Annotated in this window: 27 protein-coding genes; 12 read left to right on the top strand and 15 right to left on the bottom strand. The window is 66.7% G+C overall.

The window, feature by feature from the left end; genetic code table 11:
- The first annotated feature begins 43 nt into the window (after positions 1 to 43).
- On the top strand, positions 44 to 1,549 hold the full coding sequence (locus tag QZ546_RS01490; protein ID WP_294233529.1) for a glycoside hydrolase: 1,506 nt from the start codon (positions 44 to 46) through the stop codon (positions 1,547 to 1,549).
- 122 nt (positions 1,550 to 1,671) lie between these two features.
- Here QZ546_RS01490 and QZ546_RS01485 read toward each other — a convergent pair whose 3' ends face one another.
- From QZ546_RS01485 to QZ546_RS01435, 11 genes are all read right to left on the bottom strand, one after another.
- Positions 1,672 to 2,160 (bottom strand): MmcB family DNA repair protein, encoded by a 489-nt coding sequence (locus tag QZ546_RS01485; protein WP_294233732.1) that lies wholly within the window; start codon positions 2,158 to 2,160, stop codon positions 1,672 to 1,674.
- Between the two features lie 58 nt (positions 2,161 to 2,218).
- Complete coding sequence (locus tag QZ546_RS01480) at positions 2,219 to 2,842, bottom strand: cell wall hydrolase (RefSeq protein ID WP_294233525.1); 624 nt, start codon at positions 2,840 to 2,842, stop codon at positions 2,219 to 2,221.
- Between the two features lie 192 nt (positions 2,843 to 3,034).
- A complete protein-coding gene (locus QZ546_RS01475) occupies positions 3,035 to 3,361 on the bottom strand; it encodes a DUF1491 family protein (protein ID WP_294233523.1) in 327 nt (108 codons plus the stop codon).
- Positions 3,362 to 3,365: 4 nt separating this feature from the next.
- Positions 3,366 to 3,824, bottom strand: coding sequence for a PaaI family thioesterase (locus QZ546_RS01470; protein WP_294233520.1), 459 nt, complete (start codon positions 3,822 to 3,824; stop codon positions 3,366 to 3,368).
- Entirely contained in the window at positions 3,808 to 4,278 is a 471-nt protein-coding gene (locus QZ546_RS01465) for a PTS sugar transporter subunit IIA (protein WP_294233518.1), read from the bottom strand. The genes QZ546_RS01470 and QZ546_RS01465 overlap by 17 nt, the downstream gene beginning before the upstream one ends.
- A 65-nt stretch (positions 4,279 to 4,343) precedes the next feature.
- A complete protein-coding gene (gene raiA / locus QZ546_RS01460; RefSeq protein ID WP_294233516.1) occupies positions 4,344 to 4,934 on the bottom strand; it encodes a ribosome-associated translation inhibitor RaiA in 591 nt (196 codons plus the stop codon).
- 55 nt (positions 4,935 to 4,989) lie between these two features.
- Positions 4,990 to 5,685 carry a DNA polymerase III subunit epsilon gene (dnaQ, locus tag QZ546_RS01455; protein WP_294233513.1) on the bottom strand — a complete coding sequence of 232 codons (696 nt, stop codon included), beginning with the start codon at positions 5,683 to 5,685 and terminating at the stop codon, positions 4,990 to 4,992.
- Between the two features lie 7 nt (positions 5,686 to 5,692).
- A complete protein-coding gene (gene coaE, locus QZ546_RS01450) occupies positions 5,693 to 6,286 on the bottom strand; it encodes a dephospho-CoA kinase (protein WP_294233509.1) in 594 nt (197 codons plus the stop codon).
- Positions 6,283 to 7,095: a shikimate dehydrogenase gene (gene aroE, locus QZ546_RS01445; RefSeq protein ID WP_294233506.1), complete on the bottom strand. Its 813-nt coding sequence runs from the start codon at positions 7,093 to 7,095 to the stop codon at positions 6,283 to 6,285. The genes coaE and aroE overlap by 4 nt, the downstream gene beginning before the upstream one ends.
- The gene (locus QZ546_RS01440; RefSeq protein WP_294233503.1) at positions 7,095 to 7,682 is read right to left on the bottom strand and encodes a nucleoside triphosphate pyrophosphatase; all 588 of its coding nucleotides are present in this window, start codon (positions 7,680 to 7,682) and stop codon (positions 7,095 to 7,097) included. The genes aroE and QZ546_RS01440 overlap by 1 nt, the downstream gene beginning before the upstream one ends.
- Entirely contained in the window at positions 7,679 to 8,494 is an 816-nt protein-coding gene (locus tag QZ546_RS01435) for a pyruvate, water dikinase regulatory protein (RefSeq protein WP_294233501.1), read from the bottom strand. Before QZ546_RS01435 ends, QZ546_RS01440 begins: the two co-directional genes overlap by 4 nt.
- Positions 8,495 to 8,812: 318 nt before the next feature.
- Between QZ546_RS01435 and hemE the strand changes: the two genes are divergently transcribed.
- The 3 genes from hemE (at position 8,813) to rho (ending at position 11,858) form a co-directional block, all read left to right on the top strand.
- Positions 8,813 to 9,835, top strand: coding sequence for a uroporphyrinogen decarboxylase (gene hemE, locus QZ546_RS01430; protein WP_294233729.1), 1,023 nt, complete (start codon positions 8,813 to 8,815; stop codon positions 9,833 to 9,835).
- Positions 9,832 to 10,293: a CopD family protein gene (locus QZ546_RS01425; protein WP_294233498.1), complete on the top strand. Its 462-nt coding sequence runs from the start codon at positions 9,832 to 9,834 to the stop codon at positions 10,291 to 10,293. Before hemE ends, QZ546_RS01425 begins: the two co-directional genes overlap by 4 nt.
- Positions 10,294 to 10,601: 308 nt before the next feature.
- On the top strand, positions 10,602 to 11,858 hold the full coding sequence (gene rho / locus QZ546_RS01420) for a transcription termination factor Rho (protein WP_042486922.1): 1,257 nt from the start codon (positions 10,602 to 10,604) through the stop codon (positions 11,856 to 11,858).
- Positions 11,859 to 12,203: 345 nt separating this feature from the next.
- On the opposite strand, the gene QZ546_RS01415 is transcribed toward rho, so the two are convergent.
- The gene (locus QZ546_RS01415) at positions 12,204 to 12,692 is read right to left on the bottom strand and encodes an outer membrane protein assembly factor BamE (protein WP_294233494.1); all 489 of its coding nucleotides are present in this window, start codon (positions 12,690 to 12,692) and stop codon (positions 12,204 to 12,206) included.
- A 144-nt stretch (positions 12,693 to 12,836) separates the two neighbouring features.
- Between QZ546_RS01415 and QZ546_RS01410 the strand changes: the two genes are divergently transcribed.
- On the top strand, positions 12,837 to 13,370 hold the full coding sequence (locus QZ546_RS01410) for a ubiquinol-cytochrome C chaperone family protein (RefSeq protein ID WP_294233491.1): 534 nt from the start codon (positions 12,837 to 12,839) through the stop codon (positions 13,368 to 13,370).
- Positions 13,367 to 13,891, top strand: a complete 525-nt coding sequence (locus QZ546_RS01405) for a DUF177 domain-containing protein (RefSeq protein WP_294233488.1) — start codon at positions 13,367 to 13,369, stop codon at positions 13,889 to 13,891. The genes QZ546_RS01410 and QZ546_RS01405 overlap by 4 nt, the downstream gene beginning before the upstream one ends.
- A gap of 272 nt (positions 13,892 to 14,163) precedes the next feature.
- Here QZ546_RS01405 and QZ546_RS01400 read toward each other — a convergent pair whose 3' ends face one another.
- Both QZ546_RS01400 and QZ546_RS01395 read right to left on the bottom strand, forming a co-directional pair.
- Positions 14,164 to 14,697 carry a histidine phosphatase family protein gene (locus QZ546_RS01400; protein WP_294233486.1) on the bottom strand — a complete coding sequence of 178 codons (534 nt, stop codon included), beginning with the start codon at positions 14,695 to 14,697 and terminating at the stop codon, positions 14,164 to 14,166.
- Positions 14,694 to 17,429 carry an ATP-dependent DNA helicase gene (locus QZ546_RS01395; RefSeq protein ID WP_294233483.1) on the bottom strand — a complete coding sequence of 912 codons (2,736 nt, stop codon included), beginning with the start codon at positions 17,427 to 17,429 and terminating at the stop codon, positions 14,694 to 14,696. The genes QZ546_RS01400 and QZ546_RS01395 overlap by 4 nt, the downstream gene beginning before the upstream one ends.
- A 316-nt stretch (positions 17,430 to 17,745) precedes the next feature.
- Here QZ546_RS01395 and QZ546_RS01390 point away from each other — a divergent pair, with 316 nt between their 5' ends.
- A complete protein-coding gene (locus QZ546_RS01390; protein WP_294233481.1) occupies positions 17,746 to 19,320 on the top strand; it encodes a lysine--tRNA ligase in 1,575 nt (524 codons plus the stop codon).
- A gap of 107 nt (positions 19,321 to 19,427) precedes the next feature.
- On the opposite strand, the gene QZ546_RS01385 is transcribed toward QZ546_RS01390, so the two are convergent.
- Positions 19,428 to 20,129 (bottom strand): dienelactone hydrolase family protein, encoded by a 702-nt coding sequence (locus QZ546_RS01385; RefSeq protein WP_294233478.1) that lies wholly within the window; start codon positions 20,127 to 20,129, stop codon positions 19,428 to 19,430.
- 69 nt (positions 20,130 to 20,198) lie between these two features.
- On the opposite strand from QZ546_RS01385, the gene QZ546_RS01380 reads away from it, so the two are divergent.
- The 5 genes from QZ546_RS01380 (at position 20,199) to QZ546_RS01360 (ending at position 25,038) form a co-directional block, all read left to right on the top strand.
- On the top strand, positions 20,199 to 20,423 hold the full coding sequence (locus QZ546_RS01380) for a DUF6489 family protein (RefSeq protein WP_230481610.1): 225 nt from the start codon (positions 20,199 to 20,201) through the stop codon (positions 20,421 to 20,423).
- An 8-nt stretch (positions 20,424 to 20,431) separates the two neighbouring features.
- The gene (gene mnmE, locus QZ546_RS01375) at positions 20,432 to 21,718 is read left to right on the top strand and encodes a tRNA uridine-5-carboxymethylaminomethyl(34) synthesis GTPase MnmE (protein ID WP_294233468.1); all 1,287 of its coding nucleotides are present in this window, start codon (positions 20,432 to 20,434) and stop codon (positions 21,716 to 21,718) included.
- Between the two features lie 82 nt (positions 21,719 to 21,800).
- Complete coding sequence (mnmG, locus tag QZ546_RS01370; RefSeq protein WP_294233464.1) at positions 21,801 to 23,636, top strand: tRNA uridine-5-carboxymethylaminomethyl(34) synthesis enzyme MnmG; 1,836 nt, start codon at positions 21,801 to 21,803, stop codon at positions 23,634 to 23,636.
- On the top strand, positions 23,633 to 24,247 hold the full coding sequence (rsmG, locus tag QZ546_RS01365) for a 16S rRNA (guanine(527)-N(7))-methyltransferase RsmG (protein WP_294233461.1): 615 nt from the start codon (positions 23,633 to 23,635) through the stop codon (positions 24,245 to 24,247). The genes mnmG and rsmG overlap by 4 nt, the downstream gene beginning before the upstream one ends.
- A complete protein-coding gene (locus QZ546_RS01360) occupies positions 24,244 to 25,038 on the top strand; it encodes an AAA family ATPase (protein WP_294233457.1) in 795 nt (264 codons plus the stop codon). The genes rsmG and QZ546_RS01360 overlap by 4 nt, the downstream gene beginning before the upstream one ends.
- Positions 25,039 to 25,046 lie beyond the last annotated feature (8 nt).

Genomic DNA, 25,046 nt, shown 5'->3' with positions numbered 1-25,046 from the left:
CCCCGTCCCCCTGCCCTATAGTCAGACGTAACGGGAGTGATGGATGACGATGCGATCGAATAGACGGACAGGGCGCGCGCGTCGGCTGGCGAGTCTGCTGGCGCTGGGCATGACGGCGATCGGCCTGCCCGCCACCGCGCAAACCGCCTCTCCCGCACCGGTCGACCGCCCCGTCGCGATCACCCTGCGCCCGGCGATCGACCGCCCCACAACCCGATTCGAGGGGTGGGGCACTGCGCTCGCTTGGTTCGCCCATGTCACCGGCGGCTGGCCCGAGGCGGAGCGGACGCGGTTGGCCGACCTGTTTTACGGCCCGGACGGGCTGGGCTGGACGATCGCGCGCTACAATATCGGCGGCGGCAATGCGGCCGACACCCCGCCCTATATGAAGGTCGGGCGCGCCGTGCCGGGATTCTGGCGGCAACCGGCGGGTGCGACGGGCAAGGACTGGTGGCGGCCCGACGACCCCGGCATGTGGGACTGGCGCCAGGACGCCAACCAGCGCTGGTGGCTGGACGCGATCACCGCCCGCGTGAAGCAACCGATCTTCGAAGCGTTTTCCAACTCGCCGCCCTGGTTCATGACGGTCAGCGGCCGCGTATCGGGGGCGGAAAAGGGCAGTGACGACAATCTCCGCCCCGGTCTGGAAACCGCCTTCGCCACCTATCTGGTGCGCGCGACCGAGGAACTCCAGCGGCGGCATCACCTGACCTTCCGCACCCTGTCCCCGGTCAACGAGCCCAACACCAGTTACTGGTTCGCCGCCAACACCCAGGAAGGCGCGCATTGGAGCCCGGCGCGGCAGGCCCAGATGATCGACGCCACCGCCGCTGCGCTGAGGACGAAGGGGCTCTCGACCGTCGTCGCCGCGCCCGACGAAACCGCCTCGCACCTGTTCGTCGAGGATTGGGCCGCCTATCCGCCCGCCACCCGCGCCGCGATCGGCCAGCTCAACGTCCACAGCTATGGCACCGTTCACCAGACGGCGGTGCGCGACATCGCCCGCGCCTCGGGCATCCGGCTGTGGATGAGCGAGAACGACTCGCCCTTGTCGGGCGATCCGGAGGACCTGACCGGCATGGCCACGCCGCTGGCCTTTGCCGAGCATGTCGTGGGCGACCTCAAGCGGCTGGAACCCGCCGCCTGGGTCTTCTGGCAGGCGGTCGAGGATCTGAGCACCCGCAAGGGCGAGAAGGGATCGAACTGGGGCATCGTGAAGGCCGACCTGATGGGCGCGGCGGACCAGCCCCATGCGATCCACGTCACCGGCAAATATTGGGCGATGGCGCAGTTCAGCCGCTATATCCGGCCGGGCGACCGGCTGGTACCAGTGGACGATATGGACACGGTGGGTGCGCTGTCACCGGATGGGCGGCGGCTGGTGCTGGTCCATGTCAATGCGGGTCTGTCCCCGCGTCCGCTGACGGTGGCGGTGCCGGGGCGATGGCAGCGGCGGATGATCCTGACCGATGCGGGGCATCGGGCGATGGAGGTTGCGGGGGATGTCGCGCCGCCTCGGTCGATCGTGACCTTGATTCTGACGCGGTGAGGGTGGGGCGTGGCCTTCGGCTTCGCTCAGGCTGAACGGAAGTTGGTATCGGGCCCCCTACCCTAACCCCGTTCAGCCTGAGCGAAGTCGAAGGCCAAGGGAAACCCTCCCCTCAAAACAAATCACATCCCCGCATCCGGATCGGTCAGCCCGATCATCCGCCGCCCGGCCCGCCGGGCAAAGTTCAGCGTCGCCTTTTTGCGGACATGCGCCGGAAGCGGCACGCTATGCGCCTCCCGCACGATCGCGGCATCATAGCGGTCGGCGACGATGATCCCGGTCCGCTCGGGCAGGAACGCCGCATTCTCCAGCGGCGACCAGTCGAAACCGGCCGGCACCGCCCAATAGAAGCGGTCACAATGCGCCAGATAATCGGGCCATTTGCCGTCGCCCAGCATATCGGCACGCGACACCTTGATCTCGACCACCACCACGCCTCCCCGCGCATCGAGCGCCATCAAGTCGGCGCGGCGGCCACCCTCCAGCGGGACTTCGGATATGGCGATCAGGTCGTGGCGGAGCAGCATCCGGGTCACGCCGCGCGCGACATCGGCGGCGCAGAGGGGCGAGGCCGGGTCCTCGACACACGAAGCGGGCGGCATGTCCAACATACCGCCCACTTAGAACATTTGGCGAACAAAAGCAAAGCCCCGGACGGGGCTCGGTTCGTCAGCGATAGAAGATGTGGTTGCCGATCGCGGCGACCTTCTGGACGCGCACACCCGGGCGGTTGCCCGGCGTGTTGAAATACAGCGCCTTGCCGGCGGTGCTGTCCCAGGCCTGGGCCAGCGCGACCTTGGCGACCGCGACGGCGGTGCGATAGGCGCTGCGCGACGGGCTGACCGCCGGGATCTGGCCGCGACGCACGAAGCTGAACTGGCCGCGCTGCTTGATCACATCGCACACGCCGGTCGGGAAGCGGCCCGACTTGGTGCGGTTCAGGATGACCTGGGCGACGGCGAGCTGGCCGTTCAGCGGCTCACCCTGCGCTTCGAAATAAATGGCACCGGCCAGACAGCGGAGCTCTTCGCTCGACGCAATCTCGTCCTGGTCGGCCACGGCGTCGGCGAGCGACGTATATTCGCCGTCCTCATCACCATCGTCTTCGGAAACTTGGGAAAATTCGGGGAGCGCGGACATGGTGGCCCGGGCGCTCTGGGGAACCATCGCCAGATCGGCGGCGTTGATCCCGGAAGCCGTCATCGCACTGACGGGAGTGGCAGCAGCACCAGCAACATTGGTCGCGAGGCTGGGGGTGCTGGTGGCGAGAAGGCCCGCCAGAGATAGAGCCATGGCCGCAGATGCCGCGACTCGTTTGAAAACCGTCATTCACTCGAACAGACATGCGGTTGGATCACGGACCCGAGCATTGCCCAAAGGCGCTCGTCCGGGCTTCCCCCCGACTGCGTAACCGACCGGATCGCACCCAGCGCGGCACAACGCGAATTTAAGATGGCGCGCTCGTGGCCGATCCGGCCGCGTTCGTCAATGTTGCAGGATCGTTTCAGCGGTGAACCGTTCCGCCGCAGCGCCATCCAGTTCAATCACCCAAAGGTCGGGATCGCGCGCGCGCCGCCGCCGCCAATAGCTTAAAATATCGTTTGCAGGCGTCGAATCGATCAGCACGGTTCGACCGTCGAGGTCCAGGCCCCGCTCCAGCACCCTCGCGGTCCGGTCGGGGCCGATCGCGATCACCAGGATGCCGCCGCCCTGCGCATCGCCCTTGGCCAGCACCATGCCCATGCCGCCGCTATCGTTCATCCGGCGCAGGAGCGCAGAGACCAGCATATGGCTGGGCAGGCGGCCGTCCATGGCCTCAGGCGGTCCGATAACCGGGCAGCCCCGCCAGCGCGATCTGCGAGCGCATGAAGGTGCCGGTGCCCCGCGCGACTTCCTCGCCCTGCGCGTCGATCAGCCGCGCGTCCGCCACGAACACCCGCCGCCGTCCGCTGACCCAGCGTCCCTCGGCCACAACATCCCCCGCCTTCATCGGGCGGGTGAGCAGCAGGTTGAACTGCGTCGTCAGCAGGAAACGGTCGGTGACCAGGCTGTTGCAGGCGTAGAAGGCCGCATCATCGAGCATCTTGAAATAGCTCGTGCCATGCGCCGCGCCCGCCGCGTGATAATGGCGCTCATCGACCCGGAAGCGGATCCGCGCGACGCCCGGTTCGGGAATCTCCAGCGTCGATTCGAACAGCCGGTTGATCGGAGCCTCGGCATAGAGCGCCTCCAGCGCCCGGAAATGCGCGGCTTCGCCCTCAGGCCGCGGCGTCACGCGCCTCGTCCTGGGTCAGCAGCGCCCAGATCGCATCCGGCGAGCCTGCACCGCGCAGCTTGGCGACGAAACCCTTGTCACGCAGTCGCCGCGACACCCGCGCCAGCGCCTTCAGATGCGCCGACCCCGCATCGGCGGGCGAGAACATCGCAAAGACCAGGTCGACCGGCATGTCGTCCACCGCCTGGAAATCCACCGGCTGGGCCAGGCGCGCAAAGACGCCGACGATCTGGTCGAGCCCCGCCACCTTGCCATGCGGAATCGCGACGCCGCCGCCGAAACCGGTCGATCCCAGCTTCTCGCGCTCGGTCAGCACATCGGCCAGCAGCTTGGCATCCTGCCCCGCCGGACCCGACGCGGCACCGGCCAGAGTCTGGAACAGGCTCTTCTTGTTCGCGGCGGTGATACCCGCCAGCACCGTTTCGTGGCGCAACAGATCGCTGAAATCGTTCATGGTCTTATCCGGTGCGCCCCCGCGCGGCCCGCCTATTAGCGGCCCGCGCGGAAGAACGATAGAGTTTATCCGGCCGTGCCGCCCCGTTGCGGTTCGACCCAACCGATGGTTCCGTCACCCCGGCGATAGACCATGTTATACGATCCGGTACCCGAATTCTTGAACAACAGCGCCGCAGTATTGCGCAAATCCAGCATCATGACCGCATCCGACACGCTGGCATCGGGAATATCGACGCGCGTTTCGGCGATGATCAGGGGCGCATCGCCCGCCTCTTCCTCATCGACCGGTTCGGCGAACAGGGTATAGCCCGCATCATAGGCCCCCGCCTCGGCCAGTTCGATCGCCTGGCCCTGGTTGCGGTCCTTCAGGCGGCGCGAATAGCGGCGCAGCTGCTTTTCAATCTTTCCAGCCGCACCGTCAAAGCCGAGATGCGCGTCCTGCGCATCGTGGCGGCCCTTCAACACCAGGCCGCGGGTAACGTGCATCACGATATCGCATTTGAACCCGACATCGTGCGGGCCCTTGCCGAACGTCACCTCGGACGAGATGGCGCGGGCGAAATATTTCTCGGCGATACCCTGAAGCCGGTCCGTCACATGGGTCCGCAGCGCGTCGCCCGTTTCGACCTGATGACCAGAAATCCGGATATCCATCGTCTTCTCCTTGATGCACTCTGATGGGACGGTCCTTTTGGCCTGTCCCGTGGCGTCAACCGGACGCCTCGGCCCCCCAAACTGGATCCTTTATGTCCTTTAGAAACGCCGCATGGGCGGCAAGTTCCGTCTCGCTGGGACGGAAGATGCGCGGCGGACGGACTTTGGCGGGCGCGCGGGCGACGATCACCGGCCCGCTCTCCTCGGCGGTATCGGCAAGCAGACCCAGGCCGATCTGCCGCCCGCCCATCAGCTCGACATAGACCTGCGCCAGCAGCTGCGCGTCGAGCAGCGCGCCGTGCAGCACGCGGTGCGAACGGTCGATGCCATAGCGCGAGCAGAGCGCGTCCAGGGTATGCTTGGCGCCGGGATGCTTGCTGCGCGCGATCGCCAGCGTGTCGACCATCCGCGTCTTCTCATCGACCGGCGGAAAGCCCAGCGCGCCTAGTTCGCCATTGATGAAGCCGAAGTCGAAGGTCGCATTATGCGCGATCAGCGGCGCGTCGCCGATGAAATCCAGAAATTCGGCCACGCCCTCGGCAAAGACCGGCTTGTCCTTCAGGAAGGCATCGGACAGGCCGTGCACCGCCTGCGCCTCGGCAGGCATCGCACGTTCGGGATTGAAATAGGCGTGATAGGTACGACCGGTCTCGACCCGGTTGACCAGTTCGACACAGCCGATTTCGACCAGCCGGTCGCCTTCCGAAAATTTGAACCCTGTCGTTTCGGTGTCGAAAACGATCTCTCTCATGAACAGACTATCGGCCTTCGGAGCCGGTCATGCAAGCGATCAGCGCCCGCACTTTTTCACGCGTTTCGGCCAATGGAATGTCGGTCGCGATGACATGATCGGCGCGCGCGCGCTTCTCTTTATCAGGCAGCTGACGCGTTAGAATTGCGGCAAATTTCTCGCGCGTCATGCCCGGTCTTTTCAACACCCTTGCCTCCTGCACGGCGGGTTCTGCCGAAACGACCAACACCTTATCCACAGTCTTATCACCGCCCGTTTCGAACAAAAGCGGCACGTCCACCACCACCAGCGCAGACTCGGCATGGGCCGCCAGAAAGGCCGTGCGCTCGGCCTGCACCGCGGGATGCACGATCGCCTCAAGTCGGCGCATGGCGGAATCATCGCCCAACACCGCCCGGCCCAAAGCGGCGCGATTCACGCCCTCGGGTCCGGTGGTGCCGGGAAAGGCCGCTTCAATGGCCGCGACCAGCGTTCCACCAGGCCCCTGCAGCCGGTGGACACAGGCATCGGCGTCGAAGACCGCCACGCCCTCGTCACGAAACATCTGCGCGACCGTCGACTTGCCCATGCCGATCGAGCCGGTGAGCCCCAGGACGATCATCCGAGCAGAATGCCGCGCAGCGCCGCATCGCGAGACCGCGGCGGCGCAGCGCCGAAGAACCGCTCGAACGCAACCGCCGCCTGGCCGATCAGCATCTCCAGCCCGTCGATCGTGGCTAGCCCCCTCGCCCGCGCCGCCGCCAGCAGGTTCGTTTCCAGCGGTGCATAGACGATATCGTAAACGACCGCGTCCTCCGGCAAGGCAGACAGGTCGAGGTCGAGCGGCGACTGGCCGGTCATGCCGAGACTGGTCGCGTTGACCACCAAAGCGCTCGGCGGCACGCCCTCGCCGATCGGCAGCGCCTGTCCGTCGAGACCGAAGGCGGAAAGCAGCTCTGCGCCCTTGTCCACATTGCGATTGAACAGCGTGACCGGCCCCGTGCCGATGCCCGCCAGCGCATAGAGCACCGCGCGCGCCGCGCCCCCCGCCCCGATCACCGTCACCGGCTTTCCCGCCAGATCGAAGCGGGCCAGTGGCGCGGCAAAGCCCGCGGCATCGGTGTTGGTTCCGACCAGCGCGCCATCCGCACCGCGAAACGCGGTGTTGGTCGCCCCGATCACGGTCCGCACATCCTCCCGATCCTCGACATGGTCCAAAGCGGCAATCTTATGCGGCACGGTGATGTTGCACCCGCGCCAGTCCGGGTCGGCCTTCCGCTCGGCAAAATAGCCGGGCAGCGCGTGCGGCGCGACATGGGTGGCGCGATACTCCGCCTCGATTCCCAGCGCCTTCAGCCAGAAGCCGTGGATTTTCGGCGATTTGCTATGTCCGATCGGGTCGCCGATCACTTCCGCATAAGGACGCGCCATCAGGCGGGCATCCAGCCGCGTTCGCGCAAATAGCCAAGCACGGGCAGCAGCGGCATCCCCAGGATCGTGAAGTGACTTCCCTCGATCCGCGAGAAGAGCTGCACCCCCGGCCCCTCGATCCGGAAACAACCGACACAGCCGGCGATTTCGGGCCACTCCTGGTCCAGATAGGAATCGATGAAGGCGGGCGAGAGCGGCCGGACATGGAGTTTCGCCCGCTCGACATGGCGCCATACCGGGCGGCCATGCTCGGCGATGACGGCGGCACTCCACAATTCGTGGCTCCCGCCGCTCATCCGGGCGAGATGCTCGGCCGCCTGTTCGCGACTCTCGGGCTTGTCGAGCAAGGTGCCGTCGCTGAGCGCGACGATCGAGTCCGACCCCAGCACCGGCACCGGCCCGGCATTGGCGGACACCTTCACCGCCTTCATCTCGGCCAGCGCATCGGACAGGTCGCGCGGGGAGACGCCCGCCATCGCCGCCTTGACGCCGGCTTCGTCCACCCGCGCGGGCAGCGCCTCATAGGCGACGCCCGCCGCGTCGAGCATCGCCCGGCGCGAGGCGCTTTGCGAGGCGAGGATGATCATGCGGACTTCCTTTGATTCACGAGCGAGATGATCGCGGCCGCCGTCTCCTCGATCGAGCGGCGGGTGACGTCGATCACCGGCCAGTCATTGTCGGCGAACATCCGCCTGGCGAAGGTCAGTTCGCGATTGACCGCCTCCTGCTCGACATAATCGGTGTCGGGCGCCTGGTTCAGCGAGAGCAATCGGTTGCGCCGGATCGCGATCAGCCGGTCGGCGCTGGTCGTCAGCCCGACGACCAGTGGCTTTTTCAGCGTGTAGAGCGACGGGGGCGGGGGGCTTTCGACCACGATCGGGATGTTGGCGGTCTTGTACCCGCGATTGGCGAGATAGATGGAGGTCGGCGTCTTCGACGAACGGCTGACCCCCGCCAGCACGATATCGGCCTCCTCCCATTCCTCCCAGGCGATGCCGTCGTCATGCGCGATGGTGAACTGGATCGCATCGACGCGCGCGAAATAGGCGGCGTCGAGCACATGCTGGCGGCCCGGCCGCATCTTGGCCTGCACCCCCAGCAGCCCCGACAGGGCGGCATTGACCGGATCGAGCGGCGCGACGGTGGGCAGGCCCAGCGCATGGCACCGGCTTTCCAGGATGCGGCGGGTCGCCGGATTGACCAGCGTGTAGATCACCAGCCCGGGATTCTGGGCGATCTCCTGAAGGATGCGCTCCAGATGGCTTTCGGTGCGCACCATCGGCCAGAAGTGCCGGACGGTTTCCACATCGTCATATTGGGCGAGCGCCGCCTTGGCGATGTTCTCCAGCGTTTCGCCCGTGGAATCGGACAGAAGATGCAGGTGGAGCCGCGTCGTCATGACCGGCCTAATGACTCTGTGGATAACATGGGAAGAATCGGTAGCGTAACTTCGCCGACCGGCCAAGCGACCCATGGCCGGTGGATAACGACCGATTCGTCCACAATGAATCTCACAGGCCCGATTCTTTTCCACAGCCTGTGAGTTACGGGGGTCATGAATCCGAATCCCGTTGAATCGGCGATTCCCCATGAGTCAACGTGTTGGCATAATGGGGAGAGCCGCATAATCCCGACAACCAACGTGCCAACCACTTCAACAATCCATCTTTAGAATCTTCTTGAATAGAAGAAGGGGGGTCTCCTGACCGACGTTGCGATCAAAAAACCCCTGCTCGCCGTGCTGAACGGAGAGCGGCAGGCGACTCCGCCCATGTGGCTCATGCGACAGGCCGGACGCTATCTGCCCGAATATCGCGCGCTGCGAGCCGAGAAGGGGGGCTTCCTTGCGCTCGCCACCGATCCGGTCGCCGCGGCCGAGGTGACGGTCCAGCCGATCCGGCGGTTCGGCTTCGACGGCGCGATCCTGTTCTCCGACATCCTGATGGTTCCCTGGGCGCTGGGCCAGCATCTCAGCTTCGGGGCGGGGGAGGGACCGCGTCTGGTGCCGGCACTGGTCGATCACGCACTGAATGCCTTGCAGACCGTCCCTGAGCGCCTCGACCCGGTCTATGCCACCGTGGCGGGGGTGAAGGCGCAATTGCCGTCCCAGACCAGCTTTCTGGGCTTTGCGGGCTCTCCCTGGACGGTCGCGACCTATATGGTGGCGGGGCAGGGGTCCAAGGATCAGGGCGAGACGCGGCGCTTCGCCTATGCCGATCCCGAAGGCTTCGGCGCGATCATCGATGCGATCGTGGCGATGACCATCGACTATCTGGCAGGGCAGGTCGCCAACGGGGTGGAGGCGGTGCAACTCTTCGATAGCTGGGCGGGCTCGCTCTCCCCGGCGCAGTTCGAGCGCTGGGTGATCGCGCCCAATGCCGCGATCGTCGAGGGGGTCCGGGCGCGCTGCCCGGGCGTGCCGGTGATCGGCTTTCCCAAGGGGGCAGGGGGCAAGCTGCCCGCTTATGCGCGTGAGACGGGCGTGGATGCGGTCGGGCTGGACGAGACAGTCGATCCGGTCTGGGCCGACACCTATCTGCCAAAGGGGCTGCCGGTGCAGGGCAATCTCGATCCGCTGGCGCTGATCGCGGGCGGCGGGGCGCTGGACGAGGCGGTGGATCGCATCCTTGCCGCCTTCACCGAGCGGCCGCACATCTTCAACCTGGGCCACGGCATCTTGCCCGACACGCCGATCGCGCATGTCGAGCGGCTGATCGGCCGCGTGAGGAACCAAGCATGATCGGATTGTTGGGAGCCGCCTATGAATGGGTGAAGGCGGCGCATATCATCTTCGTGATCTTCTGGATGGCGGGGCTGTTCATGATGCCGCGCTATCTGGTCTATCATCAGGAGGCGCTGGTCGCGGGCGATGCGGCCGACGCCGCGCGCTGGGTGGAGCGCGAGGGCAAGCTGCGTTCGATTATCCTGACGCCGGCGATGATCGCGGTGTGGGTGCTGGGGCTGTTGCTGGCGGGCTCGCTGGGGCTGTTCTCCGGCGTGCCCGGGCTGGGCTGGCTCCATGCCAAGCTGTTCTTCGTGCTGCTGCTCAGCGGTTATCATGGCTGGATGGTCGGCTATGCGAAGAAGCTGGCGCGGGGAGAGATGAAGCTGACCGGCAAGCAGTTGCGCATGATCAACGAGGTCCCTGCGCTGGCGGCGACGATCATCGTCGTGCTGGTGGTCATCAAGCCGTTTTGACCTCTTCTTTTCCTTCTTAAGCCCCCCCCCGCAGGCGGGAGTAATATCTTTCTCCCCTCCCGCAGGCGGGAGGGGCCGGGGGAGGGAAAAGCCACAAGTGCTGGTCTCGGTGAAACTCCTTACCCTCCCCAAACCCCTCCCGCCTGCGGGAGGGGCTTAAGAAGCCTTTCCCCATTGACTTGGGGTTCCCCGAATCCTAACTCGCAAGGGTACGGCGCGGTCCTCGCGTCGGGTACGCTTCCTTATCGATACGCCTCGTTTCGCCGCGATCCTCGCCGACCGACGCCCTCCGACCAGCCGGACCGACCATGCATCTGAAAGACCTTAAGAAGAAAACGCCCGCCGACCTCGTGCAACTCGCCGAGGAATTGGGTGTCGAGAGCGCGTCGACGCTGCGCAAGCAGGACCTGCTGTTCGCCATCCTGAAGGAACAGGCGGAGAAGGGCGACCAGATCATGGGCCTGGGCACGATCGAGGTGCTGCCCGACGGTTTCGGTTTCCTGCGCTCGCCGGAAGCAAACTATCTGGCCGGGCCCGACGACATCTATGTCTCGCCCAACCAGGTCCGCAAGCATGGCCTGCGCACCGGCGATACGGTCGAGGGTGAGATCCGCGCCCCCAAGGACGGCGAGCGCTATTTCGCGCTGACCAAGCTGACCAGCGTCAATTTCGATGACCCGGAAGCGGTCCGTCACCGCGTCAATTTCGACAACCTCACCCCGCTCTACCCCGAGCAGAAGCTGATCCTCGACCCCGCCGACCCGACCCAGAAGGACAAGTCGGCGCGCGTCATCGACATCGTCAGCCCTCAGGGCAAGGGCCAGCGCACCCTGATCGTCGCCCCCCCGCGCGTGGGTAAGACGGTGATGTTGCAGAACATCGCCAAGGCGATCACCGACAACCATCCCGAAGTCTTTCTGATCGTCCTGCTGATCGACGAGCGTCCGGAAGAAGTCACCGACATGCAGCGCTCGGTGCGCGGCGAGGTCGTCTCCTCGACCTTCGACGAACCGGCGCAGCGCCACGTCCAGGTCGCCGAGATGGTGATCGAAAAGGCCAAGCGCCTGGTCGAGCACAAGAAGGATGTCGTCATCCTGCTCGACTCGATCACCCGTCTGGGCCGCGCCTACAACACGGTCGTGCCGTCGTCGGGCAAGGTGCTGACCGGCGGTGTGGATGCGAACGCGCTCCAGCGGCCCAAGCGCTTCTTCGGCGCGGCGCGCAACATCGAGGAGGGGGGCTCGCTCTCGATCATCGCCACCGCGCTGATCGACACGGGCAGCCGCATGGACGAGGTGATCTTCGAAGAGTTCAAGGGCACCGGCAACTCGGAAATCGTCCTCGACCGCAAGGTGGCGGACAAGCGCATCTTCCCGGCGATGGATGTCGGCAAGTCGGGCACCCGCAAGGAAGAGCTGCTGGTCGAGAAGGACAAGCTGTCCAAGATGTGGGTGCTGCGCCGCATCCTCATGCAGATGGGCACGATCGACTCGATGGAGTTCCTGCTCGACAAGATGAAGAACTCGAAGACCAACGAGGATTTCTTCGACTCGATGAACCAGTAAGGGCGGGGGGGCTTCGGCCCTGCCGACGCTACGGTTTTGATGGGTTCGCCGGCGGGAAATAGGCCCGCTTGCGAACCCATTTTCGTTTTGGGGCGTTAGCAGGCCCGATCCCACCCCCTTTCGGGATCGTGCCGGTCCAAGCACGGCACGGCCGCGTCGTTGCTTAACACGCGACGCGGCCAAACGGGGGGCGGGCGCATTACCGTAAACCCAGCCACCTCAACGTCCGTTCGCACTGGGCGAAGTCGAAGTGCACGCCACATCCCTGGCCAAGAGATTCCCTTGGCCTTCGATTTCGCTCAGGCTGAACGGAGGTGGGGAATGGGAGGAAAGGTCCCCCGGCCCTTACGGCCGGGTACGCCCGCCGCCCATGCCACCGCCCTGGCCAGCCCCGGCGCCCGGTGCGCCGACCGTGCCGATATTGCCGAACAGATCCTGGAAAAAGCCGCGCTGGCGACCCAGGGTCGGGGTGATCTTGCCATAGGGCGAGATGTCGGCGACTTGGTCGATGCCCGCCCGGCGGATCGTGGTGACGTTGCCCGCCGGATCGAAGCTGATCTGCAGCGTGATCTGTGAGGCGGGGCGGGGCAGGGTATAGCCCAGGTTGCGGCTGTCACGGGCGACATAATACCAGTCGCCACCATTGAACTGGCTGGCGATGGTCGGCGTGCCCAGCGTCTGGAGCACCGACTGGCGGTTGTCGACGCCCGGCTGGATCGAGTTGACGAGATCGGTGTCGACCACATAACCCTGATGCGACCGCAGCGGGGTGCACGCGCCCATGGCCAATGCCAGGCCGATCCCAAGGGCGGCGCGGGTGGAAGAAACGCTCATCATCATCTCCGGGCCGGGGGATCGGCCGCACAGGCAAAATTACAGGCGGTCGATCCGCTCGACCGTCACCCCCTCGATATGCCAAGGGAAGGGCGCGCACAAGCATGGCGCGGTGATGATCGTGCAGAGATAGGGGAGGGGCGCATGGCCTTGGGCTGGCTGAAGCGGGGGATGGCGCGCTATTTCGGGCGCGACGGCGACGCGGTGCTGCCGCTGTACAATGCCGTCGTGCTCCGCGCCCGCGAACCGCACTGGTATCTGGACGGCGCGGTGCCTGATACGGTCGATGGCCGGTTCGACATGATCGCCGCCATCCTCTCGCTCGTCCTGATCCGGCTGGAGGCGGAGCCCGAGGGGGGGGCCCCGTCGGCGCGGATCACCGAGCGCTTCGTCACCGACATGGACGGGCAGCTGCGCGAGCTGGGTATCGGCGATATCGTGGTCGGCAAGCATATCGGTCGGATGATGGCGATGCTCGGCGGGCGCCTGAGCGCATATCGCGACGGCCTGGCGGGGGAGGCGAGCACGATGGATGCAGCTTTGGTCCGCAACCTCTATCGCGGCGAGGCGCCGGCGGACCCGAATGCGGTTCCCCATGTTCGGACAGTGCTTCGTACCCTACATGAGCGGTTGGCGGACGTAACGCTGGCCCGCCTGACGCTTGGAGAATTGCCGTGACCCCCGAATGGAGCCGCCCCGAAAAGATCGACACGATCGGCGAGCGCGAAAAGCTGGTGTCGATCGACACCACCGCCGACGAACGCCGCGCCCTGGCCGGGCGGTTCGGGTTGCTGTCGGTCGAGGCGCTGTCCGCCGAACTGGTCGTGCGGCGCGATGCGGCCGGGATCCTGGTGACGGGCAAGGTGCGCGGCGCGGTGGTACAGCCCTGTTCGGTCACGGGCGACCCTGTCCCGGCCAAGGTCGACGAGCCGGTCGCCCTGCGCTTCGTCGAGCCCTTGGGCCACGGTGCGGACGAGGAAATCGAGCTGTCCGAGGATTCGCTCGACACGATCGAGATCGAAGGCGGCACGATCGACCTGGGCGAAGCGGCGGCCGAGACCATGGCCCTGTCGCTCGATCCCTTCCCCCGCAGCCCCGATGCCGCGGCGACGCTGAAGGAAGCGGGCGTCATCAGCGAGGACGAAGCGGGGCCGTTCGGTGCGCTGGCCGGGCTGAAGGCGAAGCTGGAAGGCAAATAACCCATTCCTCCCCAAGCTCGGCTTGGGGAGGGGGACCGCCGGGCGTGAGTCCGGTGATGGTGGGGCACTTACGGCTGATCTTTGTTGCACCACGCACCAAGGGAAAATGTGGAAAACATGCCACCATCCCGGCGAAGGCCGGGATCCAGTTGGGTAAATCTGTCGTAAGCAACTATAATCGCTGCGGAACTGGACCCCGGCCTTCGCCGGGGTGGATATAACCCTGCGGATTGTCGATCTTCGCTAAGACAGCTGGAAAATATGAAACCCAGCTACGGCGCATCCGGCCCCAGCGTCGGGTCCAGATCGCGCGGGCGGACGAACGCCACCAGTGTCGCGCTATGCGCACGCGCGTCCGCCCAGCGGTCGATCAGCAGTGTCATCTGCGCCACTGTCGCGGTCGGATATTTGTCCTCCACCCGCTCGCGCAACGCGCCGTCCAGCGTCAGGTCGAGGACCAGATCCTCCAGCCCCGGATTATGCCCGACCATCAGCACATGGTCGCAATCATCGGACAGCGCATGGACCCGATCCAGCAGGCTGGCGGCGGAGGCGAGATACAGCGTCTTGTCCCATACCGGCTCCAGCTTGCGGCCATAACCGCCCGACACCTCGTCCAGCGTTTCCATCACCCGGATCGCGGGGGAGGCAAGGATATGGTCGAACGTCATGTCCAGCGCTTTGAGATGCTGCCCGATCATCGCTGCGGCGCGCCGTCCCTTGGCATTCAACGGCCGGTCGAAATCGCGCGCGACCGGATCGTCCCAGCTCGACTTGGCATGGCGAAGCAGCGTCAGCGTCTTCATCGGATCGGCGTCTCCGGGGCGGCGGCTGGCAGGATCTTGTCCGACTCATGCCCGATCCCGGCGTCTGAGGAAAGCCGCGCCGCCACCCGCGCGACCGCTTCGTCGAGCGTCACGCGCGAAATCGCCACGCCCGGCGGAAAGGCGTCGAGCAGCCGCGACGGCATCGCGGCCGACAGCAGCACGAACGCCCCGCGATCATCCGCCCGCCGGATCAGCCGCCCGAAGGCCTGCGCCAGCCGCGCGCGCACGATCCGGTCGTCATAGGCGCTGCCGCCCCCCGCCAGCTTGCGGGCGGCATGGAGGACGGTCGGCTTGGGCCAGGGCACGCCCTCCATCACCACCAGCCGCAGCGAGGAGCCCGGCACGTCCACCCCGTCGCGCAACGCATCGGTGCCGAGCAGCGAGGCGGATGGATCGTCGCGGAAGATATCCACAAGCGTGCCGGTGTCGATCGGATCGACATGCTGGGCATGCAGCGCCAGCCCGTCGCGCGCCAGTCGGTCGGCGATCCGGCCATGCACGCCGTGCAACCGCCGGATCGCGGTGAACAGGCCCAGCGTCCCGCCCTTGGCCGCCGCGATCAGCCGGGCATAGGCATTGGCAAGCTGTGGAATATCGCCGCGCTTGACGTCGGTGACGATCAGCACCTCCGCCCGTTCGGGATAATCGAACGGGCTCTCTGCGACGAAATGGGCCGGGCCGCGCGCCAGATGCGGCGCGCCCGTCCGCGCCTCCGCCACGTCCCAGTCGCCCCCGGCGCGCAAGGTCGCCGAGGTGACGAGCGCGCCGTGCGCGGGCTTCAGCACGATCTCGGCAAAGGGGCGGGTCGGGTCGAGCCAGTGGCGATGCAGGCCGATATCATATTCCCGCCCCTCGACCCGGTCGACCGCCAGCCAGTCGACGAAATCGGCATTGACCGGCCCGCCGATCCGCGCGAGCAGCGACAGCCAGGCGGCCACCGTTTCCGCGCGCCACGCGATCGAGGCGATCGCGCCCTCGACCCGCGCCCGCGCCTGCCCGTCGAGCCAGTCGGGCGCCTCCTGCAACACCGCCTCCAGCCGCTGGCCGAGCGTGACCAGCGGCCGCAGCAACGCATCCAGCGCGTGGGCGGCTGGTCCGGCGGCGTCGATCAGCTCGGGCGAGGGATCGGCGAGTTCGGTCTCCAGCCCGTATCCCGCATCGCCCGGCTGCTCGGCGCGCGCAAAGGCGAGCCCACGCACTGCCGCCAACAGGCTCTCGATCGGGCCGAAGGGCTGACCCTCTGCCAGCCGCCCCAGCCAGCCTTCGCTCGCCAAGGCGTGCGCCGCCTGCACCGCATCGCCGATCGCGCGGTTGCCGCCCTCGTCATAGCTGGCTACGTCGGATAGCCGCGCGGCCAGACCCCGGCGACGGCCGCGCGATCCGGCTTCGGGACCGAGGATCCAGCGGCGCAGCTCGATCGTCTCCGCGCCGGTCAGTGCGGTCGCGAACATCGAGTCCGCCGCGTCGAACAGATGATGGCCCTCGTCGAAGACATAGCGGGTCGGCCGCGTCTGCGTCTCGCGCCCGCGCGCGGCGTTGACCATCACCAGCGCATGATTGGCGATGACGATGTCCGCCTGCACCGAGGCCCGCGCGGCGCGCTCGATGAAGCATTTGCGGTAATGCGGGCACCCGGCATAGACGCACTCACCCCGCCGGTCGGTCAGCGCGGCCGATCCGTTGCGGCGGAACAAGGTGGTCAGCCAGCCGGGCAGGTCGCCGCCGACCATGTCGCCATCGGCGGTATAGGCAGCCCAGCGCGCGACCAGCTGCGCCAGCACCGCCGCGCGCCCGGCGAACCCGCCTTGCAGCGCATCCTCCAGGTTCAGCAGGCAAAGGTAATTCTCGCGGCCCTTGCGGGTGACGACACGCTCCTTGCGCAACACGGCATCGGGGAAGATGCGGGCGGTCTCACCGCTCAACTGGCGTTGCAGCGCCTTGGTATAAGTGGAGATCCATACCGCGCCGCCCGCGCGCTCGGCCCAGAGGCTGGCGGGGGCGAGATAGCCGAGTGTCTTGCCGATGCCGGTCCCCGCCTCGGCCAGTACCATGTTTGGCGTGTCCCGCACCGCGCGCGGGGCGAAGGCGGCGGTGACGGCGGCGGCATAGGCACGCTGGCCCGGGCGTTCCTCGGCACCGTCGCCGGTCAGGCGTCGCAGTCGCTCCTCCGAGTCCTGCGGCGGCAGGTCGATGGTGCGCGGGGCGGGGCGGGGGGCGTCCTCTTCCCATTCGGGCAGTGCGCTGAACAGCCAACGCTCGTTGCGGTCGGGCCGGGCCAGGCGCGGTCCGATCAGCGGCGCCCAGGGCCAGCGGAGCCGGGCGAGACTTTGCGCGGCAGTCCAGGCGCCTTCGCGCTCGGGCCAGGCGCCTTCGGGTGTCGCGAGCAGTTTCTCCGTTGCGCGGAGGAGAAAGCTGGCAACCTCGGCATCGCTCTCCGGCGGTTCCATTCCACAGGCGCGGGCGAGGCCATGCGGGGTAGGGACAGCGAACCGGGCGGGACGGAGGAACGCGAACAGCTCGAGGATGTCGAGCCCCGACAGCTCGGCATAGCCCAGCCGCTGTCCGATCAGCGGCGCGTTGAGCAGGATGACGGGGGTTTCGGACGCCAGCCCGATCGCCTCCCCACGTGAGACGGCGCGGGTCTGTCCCCCGGTGGATATCCACACGCCGCTATGGCTGGCGTGCAGGGCGGGGTGGGGGAGCGTGGTCACGCTTTTGATTTGGGGGAGTGGGAACAGGTTGGCAACGGGGTGTGGGGAATTTGGATATGGTCTTGGGCCGAATGGCTTTGTGGCGAGGCCCTCCCCAAACCCCTCCTGCGGGAGGGGCTTACCGCGTGAGGCGCGCCATCCGTTTCAACAACGCACGCCCCTCCCGCCTGCGGGAGGGGATGGGGGAGGAAGCGCCAAACAGGACCCCACCCCTGTTCCACGTGGAACATCACCCCTGTGGATAAAACCGTGAACAACCTAGGGATAACCGCAAAACCCATTGTGCATCACGCCCCGCCTTGCCAGAGGCAAAAGCATGACAGACGAACTCCGCTCCACCGCTCTCGAGTCCAAGGCCTGGCCCTATGAGGAAGCGCGCAAGCTCCTCAAACGCTATCCCGACGGCAAGCCAGGTGGCGAGCCGATCCTGTTCGAAACCGGCTATGGCCCCTCGGGTCTCCCGCATATCGGCACGTTCAACGAAGTGCTGCGCACCACCATGGTCCGCAACGCCTTTCACGCGCTGTCCGACCAGAAGACCCGGCTGATCGCCTTTTCGGACGATATGGACGGCCTGCGCAAGGTGCCGGACAATGTGCCGAACCAGGAGATGCTGCGCGAACATCTCGGCAAGCCGCTGACCCAGGTGCCCGATCCGTTCGAGAAGTTCGACAGCTTCGCCGCGCACAACAACGCGCTGCTGCGGCAGTTTCTCGACCGCTATGGCTTCGATTACGAGTTCGCCTCGTCGACCGAGTATTACACCTCGGGTCGGTTCGACGACGCGCTGCGGCTGGTGCTGAAGCATTTTCAGGGCATTCAGGACGTGATGCTCCCCACGCTGCGGGCCGAGCGTCGTGCCACCTATTCGCCGGTCCTGCCGATCAGTCCCAAGTCGGGCATCGTGCTGCAGGTGCCGGTCGAGGTAATCGACGCCGAGGCTGGCCTGATCGCCTTCGAGGATGAGGGCGAGCGGATCGTCCAGTCGGCGCTGGGCGGCCTGTCCAAGCTGCAGTGGAAGGTGGACTGGGCGATGCGCTGGGTCGCGCTGGGTGTGGATTACGAAATGGCGGGCAAGGACCTGATCGACTCGGTCACCCAGTCGTCCAAGATCGCGCGCGTGCTCGGCGGCCGTCCACCCGAGGGCTTCAATTATGAGATGTTCCTCGACGAGCATGGCGAGAAGATCTCCAAGTCCAAGGGCAACGGCCTCAGCCTCGACCAGTGGCTGACCTATGGGCCGGAGGAGAGCCTGGCCTTTTTCGCTTACCGCGAACCGAAAAAGGCGAAGCAACTGCACATGGGCGTCATCCCGCGCGCCGTGGACGAATATTGGCAGTTCCGCACCAACTACCCGACCCAGTCGCTCAAGGAGCAGCTGGGCAATCCGGTGCATCATATCCATGACGGCAAGCTGCCGCAGGGCGAGTTGCCGGTGACGTTCGGCCTGCTGCTCAACCTGGTCGGGGTGATGGGCGAGGCGAGCAAGGAGCAGGTCTGGGGCTATCTCGCCAATTACGTGCCCGAGGCGTCGGCCGCGAAATATCCCGAGCTGGACCGGCTGATCGACCATGCGCTGGCCTATGCCCGCGACTTCGTCGCCCCGACGCTCCAGCGCCGCGCGCCCGAGCCGCATGAGGCCGAGGCGCTGCGCCAGCTGGATGCGCAGCTTGGCCAGCTCCCGGCGGGGGCGAGTGCTGAGGATATCCAGAACATCGTCTATGAGATCGGCAAGACCGACGCCTTCCCGTCGCTGCGCGACTGGTTCAAGGCGCTGTACGAGACGCTGCTGGGATCGGCGCAGGGTCCGCGCATGGGCAGCTTCATCGCGCTATACGGTGTGGATAACAGCCGCAAACTGATCGCCGAGGCGCTGGCCAAGGCGGCGTAATAACACACCCTCTCCCTTCCGGCGCTTCGCGCCTCCCTCCCTCTCCCAATGGGAGAGGGAAGGGGCCCGCCCGCATGGCGGGTGGGAAGGGTGAGGGTGTTGATTGTTCAGCGGAGATGCTCCGCAAAGAACGCCATGGTACGTTCGTCCGCTAGCTTCGCGGACTCGTCCGACCGACGTTGACCGAACTCGGTCGCAAAGCCGTGATCCTCGCCGGGATAATCGTACAGCGTGACCTTGGGGTGGTCGCCCAGCCCCTCATGCATCCGCGCCTGCGAGTCCTTGTCGACGAAATGATCCTCCTGCGGAATGTGCAGCAGGACCGGCTTGGCGATGGCGTGCTTCTCGCCGAGCAGCCCGTCGATGCCGACGGCATAGTAGCCGACACTGGCATCCACATCGGTGCGCGTCGCGGTCATGAAGGCCAACCGCCCTCCCAGGCAGTAGCCGACCACCCCGACCTTGAAGTCCGCACCATGCTCGGCCCGGATCGCGTGGATCGTCGCCTCGATATCCCGGATGCCGCCGTCCTGGTCGAACTGGCCCATAAGGTCGAGCGCCTGTTGCATCTCGTTGGGGATGTCGGGGTCCAGCTCGATGCCGGGGGCAATCTTGTGGAAGAGATCGGGCGCGACGGCCAGATAGCCTGCCTCCGCCAGCGTATCGCATTTGCGGCGGATACCCGCATTGATGCCGAAGATTTCCTGGATGACGATGATCGCGGCGGTCGGCTGGCCCTCCGGCTCGGCATAATAGGCGTTGAACGGGCCTTCGCCGTGCGGGGCGGCGATGGTCTTCATGGCAGTCATGCGGGTCTCCTGTGGTCGTCGCGACGATAACGCCTTATGCCTCAGTTGGTCGCGTGAGGAGAATTGGCTGTGAAAGTGAATGTGGAAATCGACTGCACGCCCGAAGAGGCGCGCCGCGCCATGGGCCTGCCCGACCTGACGCCGATCCATGAACGCTATGTCCAGATGATGCTCGACACGATGCAGTCCGGCGTAAAGCCCGAGATGATCGAGGCGATGATGCGCAACTGGGCACCGATGGGCGAGGCGAGCATGAGCATGTGGCGCCGGATGTTCGAGGGGCAGAAGGGCTGATCCTTTCGATGACCGACACGATCTTCGCCGTCTCCAGCGGCCAGCCGCCCGCCGCGATTGCGGTGATCCGGGTGAGCGGCCCGGCGGCGTTCACGGCGGCCGAGCGGCTGGGCGGGCCTTTGCCCCAGGCCCGCCGGGCAAGCCTGAGGACGCTGAAGGATGCGGGCGGGGCGGTGCTGGATTCGGCGCTGCTGCTCTGCTTCCCCGGACCGGCGACGGCGACCGGGGAGGATCTGGTCGAGCTGCATTGCCATGGCGGTCGCGCGGTGGTCGCGGCGGTCGAACGCACCTTGGCCGAACATCCGGGTGTTCGCCGCGCCGAGCCCGGCGAGTTTACCCGTCGCGCGTTGCTCAACGGCCGGATCGACCTGGCCGAGGCGGAGGGGCTGGCCGATCTGCTGGAAGCCCAGACCGAGCGGCAGCGCCGTGCGGCGATCAGCGCGGTCGAGGGCCGGGTGAGCCAGGCGGTGCGCGGCTGGATGGACAGGCTGGCGATGCTGTCCGCGATGATCGAGGCGATGCTCGACTTTGCCGAGGAAGATGACGTGCCGCTCGATGAAGCCGGCGTCGCGCGAATCAGGAGCGAGATGCAGGCGCTTGCCCGTGTCATGCTGGAAATGGTCGAGCGGCCGCCAGTGGACAGGCTGCACGACGGGATCCGCGTGGTGCTGGCGGGACCGCCGAATAGCGGCAAGTCGACATTGCTCAACCTGCTGGTCGAGCGGGAGGCGGCGATCGTCTCGCCGATCGCGGGCACGACGCGCGACCGTATCGAGGCGAGCGTGCTGCGCGGCGGGATCGCCTATGTGCTGACCGACACGGCGGGCCTGGCCGAGGACACCGATGACGTGATCGAGGCGATCGGCGTCACCCGCGCGCAGGAGGCGATCGCCCAGGCGGATATTCTGCTGTGGATGGCCGACACCTCACCGCCACGCGCCGATGCGATCTGGCTCCACGCACGGGCCGATCTGCCGGGGCGGGGGGCATTGCCCGAAGGGCGGCGGCTGGCGGTACGTCGCGACGATGGTGCCAGCGTGGCGGCTGTCTGGGATGCGATCGCGGACACCGCCACCACGCTGTTGCCACGCGAAGATGCGATCGGGTTCAAGCGGCACCAGCAGGAACAATGCCGCCGCGCCGCCCATGCACTGATGGCCGCGCCGTCCGACGACATCCTGTTGGTCGCGGAGGAATTGCGGATCGCGCGTCAGGCGCTGGCCGAGGTGCTGGGGGTCAGCGCGACCGAAACGATGCTTGATGCGCTGTTCGGACGCTTTTGCCTCGGCAAGTGAATGTTCCACGTGGAACGTTGAGCAGCCGAAAGGGGCGTGGGATCGCTTTGACGCTGCTCGACCATTCCGGTAGGGCGGGCGCATGTTTGATGTCGTAGTGATCGGTGGTGGTCACGCGGGAACCGAGGCCGCTGCGGCGGCTGCGCGCCGGGGTGCGCGGACGGCCCTTTTGTCTTTTGATCGTCATGGCCTGGGCGCCATGTCCTGCAATCCGGCGATCGGCGGATTGGGGAAGGGCCATATCGTGCGCGAGGTCGACGCCTTTGACGGGCTGATCGGCCGTGCGGCGGACCAGGGCGCGATTCATTACCGGATGCTCAACCGGAGCAAGGGGACGGCCGTGCAGGGGCCACGCGTCCAGGCCGACCGGCGCCGCTATGCCGGGGCGATCCAGGCAATGCTGGCGGCGCAACCCCATTTGACCATCGTGGAGGGTGAGGCCGAGGCGCTGGTCCTTGATGGCAACCGGGTTGCGGGTGTGCAGCTTGGCGACGGTACGATCCTGTCGACGCGCGCGGTGGTGCTGGCGACGGGGACGTTCCTGGGCGGTCGGCTGTTCCGGGGCGAGGAACGGCATCTCGGCGGCCGTATCGGCGAGCGCGCCGCGACCCGCATGGCGGAGCAGCTCCGCGCATTGGGCCTGCCGATGGCGCGGATGAAGACCGGGACGCCGCCGCGTCTCGACGGTCGGACCATCGACTGGGCCAGGCTGGACGAGCAGCCCTCCGACACCGATCCCTGGACCATGTCGCCGATGACGGCGGCGCGACCGCTGCCGCAGATCGCATGCGCGATCACCCGGACGACCGAAGAGACCCATGCGATCATCGCGGCGGCCTTTCACCGCTCGCCGCTGTTCACCGGCGCGATCGAGGCGAACGGGCCGCGCTATTGCCCGTCGATCGAAGACAAGATCAAGCGCTTCGCCGACCGCGACAGCCATCAGATCTTCCTGGAGCCCGAGGGGCTGGACGACCCGCTGGTCTATCCTAACGGCCTGTCGACCTCGCTGCCGACCGATGTGCAAGAGGCGATGATCGCCTCCATGCCGGGGCTGGAGCGGGCGGTCATCACGCTGCCCGGCTATGCGGTGGAGTATGACCATATCGACCCGCGCGCGCTCGATGCCCGGCTGGCGCTGGGCGCGCTGGCGGGGGTGTTTTGTGCCGGGCAGATCAACGGCACCACCGGCTATGAGGAAGCGGCGGGGCAGGGGCTGATTGCCGGGCTGAACGCCGCGGCCCATGCCTGCGATCTCAGCCCGGTCATTCTCGACCGCGCGTCGAGCTATCTGGGCGTGATGATCGACGATCTGGTGTTGCAGGGAGTCACCGAGCCCTATCGGATGTTGACGGCGCGGGCCGAATATCGGCTGTCGCTGCGGGCCGACAATGCCGAGACGCGGCTGGACGGCATCGCCGAGGTGGCGGGCTGCCTGTCGCCGGAGCGGCTGGCGCATCGGCGGCGGCGGCAGGAGCAGCAGGCGGCCTTGCGCGAGCGGCTGTCGACGGTCCGCACCGCCTCCGATCTCGCACGCAGCGGGGCGGCGATCGCCCAGGATGGCGCGCGGCGGACGGCTTATGAGTGGCTGCGCTTCGATGGCGTCACGCTCGCGCATGTCGCGCCCGATGCGGCGGAGGGCTGCGATCCGGCGGTGGTGGCCGAGACGCTGGAGGACGCGCGATATGCGCCCTATGTCGAACGCCAGGCGGAGGAGGTCGCGCGGCTGCGTGCCGACGAACAGATCCTGTTGTCGCCCGAACTCGACTATGCCGCCATTCCCGGCCTGTCGCAGGAAATGATAGACCGGCTGAGCCTCGCCCGGCCTGCCACGCTGGCGGCCGCGTCGCGGATTCGCGGCATTACCCCGGCCGCCCTGTCGGCGGTGCTTCTCCACGCCCGAAAGGTGGCCGCATGACCGAAGACCAAGCTCGCGACTGGGCGGTCCAGCGCTTCGGTGAAGAGGCGGCGGCTAAGATCGACTGGTTCCTCAACCTGGTGATCGTCGAGAACGACCAGCAGAATCTGATCGCGCCCTCGACTATCCCGACCATCTGGGCACGCCATGCGCTCGACTCGTTGCAGCTGATTCCGCTGGCCGATCGCGCCGACGGACAGTGGGTCGACATCGGCACCGGCGGTGGTTTTCCCGGCATGGTCGTCGCTTTGGCATGGCCGGGGCAGGTCGCGCTGGTCGAACCGCGCAAGCGCCGCGCCGATTTCCTGCGCGACTGTGCCGAGACGCTGGGCATCGCCGACCGGGTGACGGTCCACGCCTCCAAGATCGAGGCGGTGCAGTTGAAGGCGGATATTATTTCTGCTCGTGCGGTGGCGACAGTCGAAAATCTTTTGCGCGCCGCCGCCCATTGCGGCAAACCGGACACGCGGTGGTTGCTCCCGCGCGGCCGCCTGGACGAGCGCGAAATCAAGACCCTCAAGCGGCGATGGCGCTTCGTGTTTCACGTGGAACATAGCATCACCTCGGCGGACTCGTCGATCGTGATCCTCGACCGAGTAGGGGCCCGATGATCTGCGTAGCCATTGCGAACCAGAAGGGCGGGGTGGGCAAGACCACCAGCGCCATCAACCTCGCCACCGCCCTGGCGGCGACCGGTCTGCACGTCCTGCTGATCGACCTCGATCCGCAGGGCAATGCCTCGACCGGCCTTGGCATTCCCAACAGCCAGCGGACCTTTTCCAGCTATCACGTCCTGCTGGGCGAGGCGCGGATCGACGATGCGGTGGTGCATACGCAGGTGCCCCGGCTGGACGTGGTGCCTGCGACGGTCGACCTGTCGGGAGCCGAGCTGGAGCTGGTCGATTTCGAGAATCGTACGCACCGGCTCGACCATGCGCTGCGGCGGACGCAGGGTAACTGGGACATTGTCCTGGTCGATTGCCCGCCCTCGCTGGGGCTGTTGACGATCAATGCGATGGTGGCGTCCGACTCGCTGTTCGTGCCGCTGCAATGTGAGTTCTTCGCGCTGGAGGGCTTGTCGCAGCTGCTGACGACGGTCGAGCGGATTCGCGCGCGATTCAATCCGGGCCTCGCCATATTGGGCGTGGCGTTGACGATGTACGACCGGCGCAACCGGCTGACCGATCAGGTGTCGGCCGATGTGCGCGCGGTTTTGGGAGGTGTGGTGTTCGATACGGTGATTCCGCGCAACGTCCGACTGTCGGAGGCGCCCAGCCATGGCCTGCCTGCCTTGATCTATGACCATCGCTGCGTCGGCAGCCAGGCCTATATCGCGCTGGCCCGCGAGCTGATCGCGCGCCTGCCGCTCGGCACGCCCCAGCCGGGGGCTGCGGCGGCATGAGCGGGGAG

Origin of the sequence: uncultured Sphingomonas sp., from assembly GCF_913062585.1 — a bacterium.
In the GTDB taxonomy this organism is placed as follows: Bacteria; Pseudomonadota; Alphaproteobacteria; order Sphingomonadales; family Sphingomonadaceae; genus Sphingomonas.
Note: the sequence above shows the minus strand (reverse complement) of the source record. Positions and strands in the feature narration are given on the sequence as shown.